The organism is Pseudomonas sp. MPB23 (assembly GCF_046605395.1).
GTDB lineage: Bacteria > Pseudomonadota > Gammaproteobacteria > Pseudomonadales > Pseudomonadaceae > Aquipseudomonas.
Map to the genome: position 1 here is coordinate 541,814 of NZ_CP176771.1, position 12,258 is coordinate 554,071.

Annotated in this window: 7 protein-coding genes; all 7 read right to left on the reverse strand. The window is 61.9% G+C overall.

Features of this window, described 5'->3' with window-relative positions; translation table 11 throughout:
• Nucleotides 1–67: 67 nt before the first annotated feature.
• From pelG to ACLH0J_RS02475, 7 genes are read right to left on the reverse strand one after another with little or no spacing between them, the layout of a single operon-like run.
• The gene (pelG, locus tag ACLH0J_RS02445; protein ID WP_411390737.1) at nucleotides 68–1,438 is read right to left on the reverse strand and encodes an exopolysaccharide Pel transporter PelG; all 1,371 of its coding nucleotides are present in this window, start codon (nucleotides 1,436–1,438) and stop codon (nucleotides 68–70) included.
• A complete protein-coding gene (gene pelF, locus ACLH0J_RS02450; protein WP_411390738.1) occupies nucleotides 1,439–2,953 on the reverse strand; it encodes a GT4 family glycosyltransferase PelF in 1,515 nt (504 codons plus the stop codon).
• A complete protein-coding gene (locus ACLH0J_RS02455) occupies nucleotides 2,946–3,938 on the reverse strand; it encodes a HEAT repeat domain-containing protein (RefSeq protein ID WP_411390739.1) in 993 nt (330 codons plus the stop codon). Before ACLH0J_RS02455 ends, pelF begins: the two co-directional genes overlap by 8 nt.
• Entirely contained in the window at nucleotides 3,916–5,283 is a 1,368-nt protein-coding gene (locus tag ACLH0J_RS02460) for a PelD GGDEF domain-containing protein (RefSeq protein WP_411390740.1), read from the reverse strand. The genes ACLH0J_RS02455 and ACLH0J_RS02460 overlap by 23 nt, the downstream gene beginning before the upstream one ends.
• Nucleotides 5,284–5,288: 5 nt before the next feature.
• The gene (locus ACLH0J_RS02465; protein ID WP_411390741.1) at nucleotides 5,289–5,807 is read right to left on the reverse strand and encodes a penicillin-binding protein activator LpoB; all 519 of its coding nucleotides are present in this window, start codon (nucleotides 5,805–5,807) and stop codon (nucleotides 5,289–5,291) included.
• Nucleotides 5,808–5,833: 26 nt separating this feature from the next.
• Nucleotides 5,834–9,421, reverse strand: coding sequence for a tetratricopeptide repeat protein (locus ACLH0J_RS02470; RefSeq protein WP_411390742.1), 3,588 nt, complete (start codon nucleotides 9,419–9,421; stop codon nucleotides 5,834–5,836).
• Nucleotides 9,399–12,209: a bifunctional glycoside hydrolase 114/ polysaccharide deacetylase family protein gene (locus ACLH0J_RS02475; RefSeq protein WP_411390743.1), complete on the reverse strand. Its 2,811-nt coding sequence runs from the start codon at nucleotides 12,207–12,209 to the stop codon at nucleotides 9,399–9,401. The genes ACLH0J_RS02470 and ACLH0J_RS02475 overlap by 23 nt, the downstream gene beginning before the upstream one ends.
• Between the last annotated feature and the right edge of the window lie 49 nt (nucleotides 12,210–12,258).

Sequence of the window (12,258 nt, forward strand, 5' to 3'; positions counted from 1 at the left end):
AAAAGCATCGCTACACTTGCCTACCTGATGTACCTCAAGTGCCTTTTTTAAACGCCGCAACCCTCGATCAGCGAGACAACATGAACGTCTCGTACTCCAGGTCTTCCAGCGCCGTGGACAGTCGCGCCAGGCCCAGCAACACACAGGCCAGCAACGACAGCGTAAACCCATAGCCGAAGAAGCTAGGGCCCAGGTGCATGCTCAGCAGCGTCAGGCCAGCGTTGAGTACGGCGAACAGTACGCACAACTCCAGCACCACGCGGCGTTTATCGAGGTAGAAGAACACGTTGAGCAGGGCCATGAACACCACTTGGATACTCACGCCGATCAGGTCGATGTAGAACAGCGGCAGGTAGTAGCTGGAGATGCCCAGCCATTCCAGCAGGCGCGGTGCGAAGAGGAACAGCAGCACCACGGTGAGGCCCTGGACCTTGCAGATTTCCAGCAGGCCCTGGCGGATGGACAGGGTCATTTCGGTTTTCAGCGAGCCGATGTGCTGCAAGGTTTCGCCATCGCGGATCGCACGGAACAGGCGGTCGTACCATTCGGCGAAGTCGGTTTCGATGCGCACCAGGAATACGGCCATGCCGGGAATGATCGCCAGGTAGGCGATGAAGATCGGCATGTCGTAGAGGATCGAGGCTCGTAGCGGGCCGATGACTTCGTTGGAGGTGCCGGGGTTGAACCAGAACATGATCTTGTCCACCCAGATGCCGAAGTTGTAGAAAAACCCGGTCACCACCAGGCTGAGGAAGACCTTGCGACGATCGAGAAAGTCGAAGGCGATCAGCTTTTCGGCGCGGTACTCGCGCAGGATGTCGTACAGGTACAGGAACAGCAGCGTGCTGTGCCCGATCAACAGCGCCAGCAGCAGGCCCGACATCTGCAGGAAGCTCAGCAGATAGGCGCTCACCACCATCAGCGAGTAGCCCACCAGCATCACCAGGAGGATGCGGTTATATTTTTTCATCCCCGACAGGAAGATGATCACCAGCCACAGGTTGCACAGCACCACGAAGTTCGACAGCACCAGCACGCGGTAGATCAGCGGCTGATCGAACAGCAGCGCCAGGATGATAATGCCCAGCACGCCGGCGCCCACGGTGACCAGCAGCAACACCCCCAGCAGGTTGGGCAGGATGTGGTCGTAGCGGTGCTCGAACAGTTGGTCGGACACGAACCGAGTGAAGAACAACTGCAGTCCGCCCGTGAGGATCAGCGAGCTGGCCATCAGGTACGTCACCGTCACCAGGAACTGCCCGACCAGTGAGTTGGGCAACAACAGGCCCAGGCTGATGATGCCCACCAGCATCACGCTGATGATCGACAGCACCCACGGCCCGGAGCTGATCAGGCCGGCGTATACGTAGGCGTGCAGCGTGGCGGTGTAAGAGTCGCGCGACAGGATCTTGCGCAGTTCGAAGCCAATACCGGCCATTTAGCGGTTCTCCGTGGCTGCCTGGTACAGGTCGCGGTAGCGCTGCAGCATCAAGGCTTCGGTGTAGTAACGGTTGACGCGCGCCAGGCCGCTGGCCTGTGCGGCCAGCCAGCGCTCGGGGCTGCGCAGCAATTCCAGGATGGCGGCGGACGTGGCCTGTGGGTCGGCGATCGCGACGACCTTGCCGGCAATCCCCAGGTCACGGTCTTCGGCGCTGCCGCCTTCGATCAGTTCGCGGCACGAACCGACGTCGCTGCTGACCACCGGCGTACCGGCAGCCCAGGCTTCGAGGATCACCAAGGGCTGCGCTTCACTGATCGAGGTCAGCACCATCAGGCCGAGCTGCGGCAGGATGTCCTGGATGCGCTGGAAGCCAAGGAAATGCACCTTGCCTTCCAGGCCCAGGCTGGCCATCAAGCTGCGGCACTCGCTGACGTATTCCGGGTCTTCCTCTTCGGGACCGACGATCCAGCCCTCCACCTCAGGCATCACGCTGATCACACCACGCATGGCCCGCAGGAAGGTCTTCACGTCCTTGATCGGCACCACGCGGCCGATCATGCCCACGCGCGGAGCGATGCCCGGCGCACGGTTTTCCAGGACCGGGGTCCACTGCGTCAGGTCGATGCCGTTGGCGATCAACTGGGTGCGGCTGGGCTCGGCGCCGTCCTTGATCTGACGCTGACGGTTGCCGTCATACAAGGCGATGATGCTGTCGGCACTGTTGTAGGCCAGTTGGCCGATCCGTTCGAAAAAACGTACCCACAGGGTGCGGGTGTAACCCGAACCACCGTCGAGGCTGCGGTTAAGCGCCTGGCCGGAGCTTTCGGCGATCCACGAGGCCTGGGCCAGGTCGATCTTGCGCTCCTTGGTATAGATACCGTGCTCGCTGAGCAGGTAGGTGCAGTTCCAGCGGTGCTTGAGAATACAGCCCAACAGCCCGGCGTAACCGGTGGAAATCGAATGCAGCACCCGCGCCCGCGGCATTTTGCGCGAGGCCTCTGCCAGCATCAGCAGCGGCGATTGCAGCGAGCGCAGGGTCCAGAAATAGTTGACGAAGGACGGGTCGACGCAATGCTGGCGATAGCCTTCGCTGAGCGTTTCCCAACTGGCGCGGCTGCGCAGTACGTCGTCGAGGCTCAGGTCGCCGCTGGCGATGTAATCGAGCAGCTTCTCGCCCAGCGCGCGCTCGGGCCGGTCCGGGTGATGCAGGAAGCGATAGAGATCGGCCAACTGCTGTGGGTTGGCGGTGCGCGGCGTACCCCGCATGTCGGCGGCGCGGGTCGCATCCTCGAGATACACCTCTTCGATGTGCAGCACGTTCGCAGGCACTTCATAGCGCCGTGAGGCATACGCCGAACGCTGGCCGCCAATGAACAACACCGAAAAGGTAAACTCCGGCAGGCCAAGAATCATCTGGTGAATCCAGCTCGACACGCCGCCCCGCACGTAAGGCCAGGTGCCTTCCAGCAGCAGGCAGATGTCTGCTATCGGTGCCTCGTCCTTGTTATTCATTCCAGCTCCTCACCAACTCAGCGAACGGTGGCCGCTGACGGGTTTTCTCGGGAAGGCTGGCGAGCAACCCGGGAATTTCATGATAACGACCGGCCTCGAACGCCAGCTCTGCGCGAAACGGCAAGACCTGGGCCGAGTCCATGCCGTTGGCTTCGGCCTGACGCAGCAACACTTCGGCGCGCTCGTTATCGCCGCGCTCCAACGCGATGCGGCCGGCCAGCAGGAACAGCTCCCCGCCCTCACCCGCCGCCAGGCCCAATTCGGCATGTTCGCCGGCCTGGCTGAGTACGTGCTCCAGCACGCTGCCCTGGGCCAGGCCGAGGTAGGCCAGTTCCCAGTACCAGCGCGCCAGCATGTTGTGCACCGGACCCGCCGTTCGCGGGCCGCTTTCGGCGAGTTGCTCAAGGGCCATCTGGATATGCAGGTTGATATCGCTTTCCTGCTTGTCGAGCATCGAGTAGGCCAGCAGCCGCACGTCGTCGCTGGGGTCGCCAAGGGCCAATTTGAGGATCGGCACCGCTTCCTTGCCGGGCATGCGGCGCGTGGCCAGCAAGGCCGACAAGCGCTGATCCGGATCGGGCGCGTGGCGCAGCACATCCTGCAAGCCGCCATCGGAGAAGATCGGCTTGTGCAACTGCAACTGCGCGCGGAACGGCAAGCTTGGAATACCCACGGCCTGCCAGGCCTGCTCGTCGCGCTTGCGCGGCAAGTACAGCGCCGGGAAGATCGAGGCCACCACACCCAGGGTGCCAATGACCGGCACGAAGAACGCCAGGCTGAAGATGAACAGCGGGCTCCATGGCAACGGCGCACGGTAGCGCGCCGGCAGCAAGCGCCACACCGCCGCGCACAACATCAGGCAGGCGATCCCATGGCTGAAGGTAAAGACCAGCAGTTGATGCACTTGAGGCGCATCGAGCCACAAGCTGGCCCAACTGCCCGCCTCTAACAACAAGGCTCCGCTAAACAGCCACTTGCTGATCATTCAGGCCACACTCGTTGAAAAGGAAGTTACGCAGCCCGTTGCGGTCACGCCCAGGCTCCAGGTTGAAAGGCATCACCCGTACACCCAGGCTCTCGAAGCTGTTGTCGATGCCGAAATGCTCATGCAACAGCAGGTTGATACGCGCCAGGTAACCTTCGGTACCGTGTGGGCTGGTCAACGGCAACAGCACCAGCAGCAGCGCGCGGTCGCGGTTGTTGCGCACCGCCAGGTGCAGGTCCAGGCCACGCTGGCTGCGCTCCAACAGGCGCGTCAGCTCGTCACTGGGGCGCGTCAGCTCGAACGCGAACAGACCGGCGTGCAGCCCGTGCTGTTCCACATCCACCAGCGAACGCTTGAGTTGCAGGGTGAACTGCTGGGCATCGGCGTCAGGCAGTTGCAGCACTTGCGGATCACGGCGCAGCAGGTCGGCGATATGCCCGGCCAACAGCGACAACAGACTCAGGGTGCGGTCCTGGAAGGCGAAGAACGGCATTTGCCGAACCGCCAGAATGGCCAGCAGGCGCCCCTCGGCGTCGATCAGCGGGATGCAGGCCTGCAACGACGAGAACTGCGCAGCGTTGCCGGAATCAATCAGTTCCTGACGCACGCTGACCAGTTCACCGCGCTCCAGGCACAGCTTGACCAGGTGATCGTCAGTGCCCAACGGGCCCATGGTGCCGATCATCGCCAACGCTTGGGGCAGCACGTTTTTTTCGCTTTCGTCGACGCGATACAGACCGGCCACCCGCAAGGCGCCGTACTGGCCGAGCAGCGCCACGATCGGTTCCGCCAAGGCGTTCAGCACGTCGCCTTCGACCGGAATGTCGCGCAGCTTTTCACGCAGGCCCAGCAAGGAACTGCGCAGGCTCTGGTCACTGCCGGCCATGCGTTGTTCGAGCAGGTCGTGGGAGACCCGCAGGATCTGATGGGCGCGGGTGAATTCGTCGAGACGATACTGACGGTATTCGTTGGCCATCTGCAGACGTTCCAGGCGACGTACCCAAAGGTCGCGCACCTCGCCCACCAGCATTCCGCACACCAGCACACCGACGATAAACGACGGTTCCAGCTCGGTGTAACCCTCATGCCCGCTGCTGCGCAGCGCAAACAGCGCCGCCACCAACAGACCGGCGCTGAACAAGCCGCGCACAAAACCATAACGCACACCCAACAGCAGCGGCGCGAGGATTGGCCAAGGGAAACCGGCATGCATCTGTAACGGATCTTCAGGCGTGAGCCAGAAGCCAAGGCCGATCGCCAGGCCCGTTACCAGTATCGTTTCCAGCCAAGACACCGGCCCGCTGGCGCGAGGCGCCAGGCTGTAATCCATGTGTGGAGAATTCATTGCGTTCACTCGAACCGAAGGGCGCCAACAAGTTTGTCGATGACCGTCTGAGCATTACCCGCCAGGCTTTCGCGGGACCAGCCGGCGCGCGCGCCGCTTTTGCTCCAGAGTACGGTGCCGTTCTTGGCGTCCAGTACGCGCAGGCTGATGCCCACCGCCGGTTCGCCGTCCAGGCCGTTTTTGTACTGCCACTCTTCCACGCTGCCGGCGACCACGTAATCGAGTTTCTGCTCGCGCGCCCAATCGAGGGCGCCGGCCAGACGCTCGTTGTCGTCCATCAGCGCTTGTTCGCCCTGGGTGCTGACCGGGTAAACCCGTGGTTGCAGACCGTGGCTGCTCAGCACACTGAGCAGGATCTGCTCGCTGCGTTCACCGGCTTGCGGCGTCTGGGAATAGTTGACCATCGGCACAATGCCCCACTGCGCATTGCGCGGCAGGTTCGGGCTGTTTTCACTGGTGAAGCTGGAGCAGCCGGCGACGAACAGCACTGCCAAAGCCAGGCTCAGGTTACGAATTGCTTGCATAGGTTTTTCTCCCGTAGATTCTGTAATCAGCGCCCGAAACGCACGCCGTAGCTCATACCCAGTGTGCCGCCGGACTTGCCGTCTCCGCCTTGTGGCGCAGATTGGTAACCGAAGGTGAGGGCCAGTTCGTCGTCACCCAGCACTTCAAAGCCGATGCCGGTGTTGAGGCCGTAGTTGAAGGTTTGGTCCGTCCACTGCCAGCCCGCCGTCATGTCCACCAGCCAGGTGTACTGCGGCTTGCTGCGCACCAGCGCACCCGGTATGCCGCGACGCCAGGTGGTGCCGACGTAGAGTTGACCGTAGCGGCTTTGCAGCAGGTCGGTGGATGGAATGGTCTGTTTCACACCCGCTTCAAAATTCGCAGGGTCCACGAGAATCGGCCCGTTGTAATCACTGGACAGATAATTCAGATTGCGGTCCTTCACGTTGTTCTTCTGGTAATCCACACCGCTGCGCACCGTCCAGTTGGGCCCGGCGAATTCCAGGGTGTGGTCCAGCTCCAGCTTCAATGCCTGGCCGGTACCGAGCGAGTCGCCGGCACGCGTGGAGAACGAGCGCTGCGCCACTTCCCAGCTCAACTGGTCCCGCGCGGTCAAGCCGTGACGGCCACCGACCCAGGCGCGATCCTGCTGGCCGAAAGCGCGCATCAGGCCGCTGTCGTCAGTCTTGCGATGCCAGTCCAGGCCGGTTTCGATCTGGTGCCTGGAATCCAACTGCCACGTGCGCGACAGGCCCAGGCCGTTGCGGTCGTCGTCCTTGCGCTGGCTGGTATCGGCGAACAGTTTCCAACTGCCGTTTTCCACCGAGCGGATCAGGGTCAGGGCCGCGTTGCTCTCGTCACCGATTCTCGATGAGATGACATCGTCGCCCTTGTAGCTACCGTGCTCCATCTCAAGGTCGGCGTACCAGTTGTCACCCAGGTTATGGGCGATTTCCAGGCGCGGCGAGTCGAACGAAATGCCACCGAAGTCTTGCTTCTGATAGGACAGCAGCGCGCCTTGCGGGGTGCTTTCGTGAATCTCCACGGCCTGGCGGCGCAGTTGCTCATTCACCGACTCCGGCTGCTCGTCACCGAGTGCCGACAGGCTGGTCTCCAGGGCTTCGTTGCTGCGCCCCAGACGGCTGAGGGCCTGGGCACGTTGTGCCGGGTTCAGGTCGCTGCTGGCCAGCAAGGTTTCCACCTGGGCCTTGTTGCGGCTGCGCAGGGCTTCCTGGATCTGTTCATAGCGGTCGACCTTGATGCCCTGCGTGCGGGCCCAAGCCAGCCATTCGTCTTTCTGCGCTTCCTGATTGGTTGCATCCAGACGTGCCAGCAGGCGCTCGAACCATAGCTGCTTCATCGACGGCGAACCGTCCTTCCACTTCAACAGTTCCTGTTGCGCCTTGCGCGGCGAGTAGCTGCTGGACATCAGTCGCAGCCAAGTGGTGTAGCGCTGGCCCGACGGCGCAAGGTTCTGCGCTTCAGGGCTGCGCAGCAGTTTCAGGCGCAAACGCTGGGCCGCATCTTCATAACCGGCGCTGTACAACGCGTCGGCATAGGCAGCCTGCACCAACCAGTCCTGCTGGTTGTTCTTGAGGTACATCCGGTACCAGGCCAGGGATTCACTATCGCGGCCGAGCATCTGGCTGGCGCTGGCGAAGGCCAGCCACAACGCTTGGTCACTGCGCGCATAGCCTTTCCACTGGCTCAGCAACGGCTTGAGCTCCGTGGTGTTGCCCTGGTCCACATAGAGCCACATCAGGCGCTCACGGAACAGGTTGTCATCGGGGTACATCGCCAGGCCTTGCAGGTACAAACGCTTGGCTTCGTCGGGCTGGCCCTGCTGCTGGGCCAACGCGCCGCGTACCGCCAACACCTGTGCCTGGTCGTAAATGGCCGGGGTATCCTCAACGCCTTTGAGCAATTTCGCGATCAGGTCCCACTCTTCCAATTCCTGGGCGAGCAACAACGAATCCACCAGGCGCAGGGGGTTGTGCGTGCGCTCCCAACTGGCGACCAGCAATTGCAGGGCGCGCTGTGGGTTGGTGGTGCGATAACTGGCGACCAGTTGAGCTTCGTCGTTGCTATTGAGCGAGCCTTTGATTTCCAGCAGTTTTTCCAGGGACACGCGCAACTCGTCATCGAGTTCCAGGTCCCAGGCCACGGCGGCGCGAGTGGCCCAATAGCTCGGGTCGGTGTTGTTTTCGCGACCGGCCTGTAACACGTCCCAGGCACCTTGGTTATCGAACAGCTTCAGGTAGGCGTTGGCATAGTCGACCCGCTCGACGGTGGTGAGTTTGAAGCGCTTGTCAAAGCCCTTGTAGACCGGAATACGCTCCGCGTACTTGCCGGTATTTTCCAGGTTTTGCAACAAACGCACCCACGCCAGGCGATGCATCGGATAGGTGCGCAGGTAGGCGCGCAGCCAGCTCTCGGCCTGTTCGGGCGTACCGCGGGATTCGTGACCGTAGATCAACGCATCGAGCTCGACGTCCGTCAGCGCGCGATGCTCGCGGATTTCCGAGAGCAGCTCGATGGAACGGTCGAAGTCGAATTGCATGCTCGCCAAACGCCAGGCATGTTCACGCACCTGCGGCGACTCATGCAGGCGCAGCAAGCGTATCCAGTAATCCAGCGCCGTTGCGCTTTGGCCACGCCATTCGGCCAGGTGAGCCATTTGCTCCAGCAGTGGCTGCTCTTCGGGGAAGGCATCGACTAATTGTTCGCCGACGCGCCAGGCACCGTCCAGATCGTTCATGCCCAGGCGCAGGCTGAAATCCTTGCGCAATGCCTGTGGGTTATCCGGCTGCAGCACGTGCCATTTCTCGATGAACCGCTCGGCCAGGTCGTAGCGCTTGATGCCGATCGCGACGTCGACGCCCTGTTGGACCCAGGCCCCATCGGTCTGCGGGTCCTTGAGTGTGTCCAACTCATCGGAGAGCACCTGCGCCGCCTGATCACCGTGGTCGGAAGACAACAGGCTATCGAATGCCAGGCGTGCGTAGTCATGCCGCTCGGCCGGCTGCTGACTGTCGCGCTTGAGTTGCAGATAGATCTGCGCGGCGCGCCCCGGGTCACCGCTGGCCATGTACCACTGGGCCGCGGACTTGAGCGCCGCCGATCGCTGCGACGGATCACGGTCGGCGATTTCCTCGAACACCGTGGCGGCAAAGGCCGGCGCCTGGAGATTCAGCGCCAGCTTGGCCAAGGCCTGCAATTGCACCAGCGAGAGTTTTCGATGATCGATCGCTTCCAGGCGCTTTACCAACTCGGGCGGCACTTCTGGATGCTCGCTGCTCAATACCTCCAACGCGTCCAGCTCAAGACGGTAATACGCCTGCACGTCGGCCACTGGCTTGGGCCAACTGTCCAAGTGTTTGCGCGCCTTTGGATAATCCCCAAGACGAATCAGCAGATCGACCAGTTGCAAACGCAATGCGTCATCGTCAGGGTGCGCCGTCAACAACAGCTCGGCGTAGTTGGCCGAGACAGCATCCGGCTCACGGCCGTCGGGCTGGAACACCTCTTCACGCTGGAAGGTCGCCCACAGCAGGCCACCCACGGCGACCCCCACCACCGCCAGTGCCCAGGGATTGAGCAGACGGCTGTTTTTACTGGCAGACGAGCTGACCATTACTCACCTGCTTCATAGGTAATTGAAAAGTCCAAAGGCCGGCGGATGCCTTGCCCGCAAAACGTTTTCCATCCACTTCAACCTGGCAGGCACTCGCGGAACGCACCGAGAACGTCAGGTCGATTTGCCCGGCAAACGAAAAACTCACACGCTTGTCGTCCAGGTAACGCCAGTCCAGCAGCGGCAGGTTGGCTTCCTCCAGCGCCGGATGGCTGTCTCGGTCCGGACGCAGGAACAGCAGCGCACGGTCACTGCTCAAGGCGACATAACGCCCCTGGGACAAGTCGCGCACACCGGCGACGCCTTGGGAGCGCATTAGATCGGGCCAGCCCATTTGCGGGTCCAGGCGCACGGTGCGCAGGCCGTCCATGCCGCGGATCTGCCAGCCACCGTCAGCGGTACGCGCCAGGCTGGATTGGTACAAGCCATGGAGTCGGTCCAGGTAGTCACTCATCCACAGCGAGATAGGATGCTGCCCACGCATATAGGCGTAGATCTCTTCCATGGCCTTGATCGATGCCTGCTTGGTGCTCGAGTAGAAGTGGTAATACAGATGCAGGCCACGCAGGCGACGCGGGCTGTCCGTCAGCTCGAACGTTTCGATCAAGTCGCGGAAGCCGTAATACGGACCTTTCCACAGGTTGGTGTAGACGTTCTCATTGATGATCGGCGCGTAATACTGCAAGCCACCTTCAGTGGGGCGCAGCAGTGGATTCAGGCCCGTCAGCGAAGGCTTGGCCTTGGTGAGCATGGTCGAGGCGCCGTTGACATTTTTCAGCCCGGCATCGTAGGCGAGCTTGATGGTCTCCGCGGACGGCAGGGCGTCCCCTGGCCAGAACACCATCTTCACCGGTTTTTCCGGGGTGGTGAGCTTCTGGTTGATGTAATCGCGAGAGCCGATGATCTCCCGACGAAAATCGATTTTGTCGTAACCCGGAATGGCCATTTTCAACCCGTATTCAGGGTGGAAGTCTTCGTCGTCCTTGGCTTTTTCCGGCTGCATGAAGAACGGGTGGCTGAACGTATGGGTGGCCACTTCGACCTTGGGGTCGGCAAACAACGCGCGGGCGAGGGGCTCCAGCTCTTTGGCCAGGAACGGGGACATGCCGCGAGGTGAAATCTCGCCCTCGATGATCGACACCGAGGTCAGGAACGGGTTGGGACGAATGAATTCGTCGAGCACCTGTTTCCCGGCGTAGGGCGAGCCACGCACTTCGGCGCGCGACGGAAACCCATCGCCGTCAATGTGCACAGTGGCAATGCGGCGACCGTTTTCGGTGGTGGTGTCCGGACGCGGTTGCTCCGGCAGGCGCAGGCTGGCCTGGAGGAAGGCGAACGGATCAAGGATCCAGCGGCTGCGCTCGTTGTTGGATTCGAGCAGATACGGCGCCAATGCCATTCCGCCCCACTTGCCAATGGCCACCGGGACGAATGTCTGGCCACCTTTGCCGGTGAGCGACAACGCGGGCTTGGGGCCTTGAGGCAGCACCGAAACCGAGCTCAACTCGCGAGAGCGCGGCTGCACAGGGGCCTCGAATGCACCGATCAGGGTTTTATCCTGAGTGGTGATGGTCAGGGTTTGAAGCCCAGGCGGCGGTGCGAGGCTCAGGCCAAGGCGCTTGAGCAGTACGCGGTCTTCAGTCGGCAGGCTGGCGAAAAACGCCACCGGCACATTCTCATCCAGACGCTTGGTGAGCCAGCGGTTGAAGACGGTGCTGTCTTGCGGCGGGCCGCTGCCCATCCACGTGATGATGCCGGCGTACAAGCCGCTGAAACGGTGCTCAGGCAGCGCGTCGGCGGACAGGTAGTCGATCCGGTAGCCGAGGTATTCGATCAGGCCGCCGAGCAGGGTGTGACCGGCGTTTTCGGTCAAGTCGCCTTCGCGCGGGTCGTAGACCAGGGCAATGCGGCGCGGCTGGACTTCGACGTTGCTGATGCCCATCGAGTCCAGTTCCGGCGTGCTGATGAAAGGCACGTAACCCTCGTCACGTAGACGCTTGGCCAACGTGCGCGCCTCTTCGATACGCTCCGGCGGCAGGTAGTCGATGGCAACCAGCGGAATGCCTTTGGCACGCAAGGGTTCAAGCTCGCTCAACAGCCATTTGCGATCGGACTCAGACACCGGGCGATAGCGCTTGGCGGCAGCGTCCCAACCGGCATACAGGGATTCGAAGGCAACGGCTGCGGCAACGCCGTCCAGATCCGGCAATACCTCAAAACCACGGTTGAAGAACAATTTAAGTGTTGGCTGACGCTTGTGCATTTCACGCAGCAGGCTGGCGAGGCCGGCGCGCTGGGCCTCCCTCGATCCCTCGGGTAACAGCTGGAAGCTGTCCAGGGTGTCGAGGAACAGGCCGGCATAACCCTGGGCCTCCAATGCCTTGGCGCGGCCCAGCAGATGCTCACGCCATGCCGGCGAATTGAGGTCCATCACCTGGCTGTTCCAGGAATCGTTACGGATCGGCGTGACGGCTTTTATCAATCCCGCTTTAGCGATGTCGGCCTTATTGCCATCGAACTCACCGATGGACACATAGGCAAACGGCTGACTGCCCAACGCCCGCAGCGTTTTCACATCCGCCGGCGTCATATGCCCCGGTTCGACCACGGCCCAGTCGAACTGCGACAGCTCCGGCAACGGCGGCTGGTCGGCGTACCAGAAAGCCACGCTGGCAGGCTGGGGTAAAGCCGCCGCCTGAACAGCCGGCACACCGACGAACAATGCAAAAGCAGCCAGCAGCCGCTCAGCAATCGCGCGCAAACGCGTCCTGCGGTAAACGATTTCCATAATTCACTCTTGAAAATAACTGAGCCAATACTGCGTTAACGTCGGGCGC

Excerpts from the sequence above, each read along its gene's own strand:
- pelF (WP_411390738.1), bottom strand. The coding sequence starts at position 2,953 with ATGAATAACAAGGACGAGGCACCGATAGCAGACATCTGCCTGCTGCTG.
- ACLH0J_RS02475 (WP_411390743.1), bottom strand. The coding sequence starts at position 12,209 with ATGGAAATCGTTTACCGCAGGACGCGTTTGCGCGCGATTGCTGAGCGG.
- ACLH0J_RS02470 (WP_411390742.1), bottom strand. The coding sequence starts at position 9,421 with ATGGTCAGCTCGTCTGCCAGTAAAAACAGCCGTCTGCTCAATCCCTGG.
- pelG (WP_411390737.1), bottom strand. The coding sequence starts at position 1,438 with ATGGCCGGTATTGGCTTCGAACTGCGCAAGATCCTGTCGCGCGACTCT.
- ACLH0J_RS02465 (WP_411390741.1), bottom strand. The coding sequence starts at position 5,807 with ATGCAAGCAATTCGTAACCTGAGCCTGGCTTTGGCAGTGCTGTTCGTC.
- ACLH0J_RS02455 (WP_411390739.1), bottom strand. The coding sequence starts at position 3,938 with ATGATCAGCAAGTGGCTGTTTAGCGGAGCCTTGTTGTTAGAGGCGGGC.
- ACLH0J_RS02460 (WP_411390740.1), bottom strand. The coding sequence starts at position 5,283 with ATGAATTCTCCACACATGGATTACAGCCTGGCGCCTCGCGCCAGCGGG.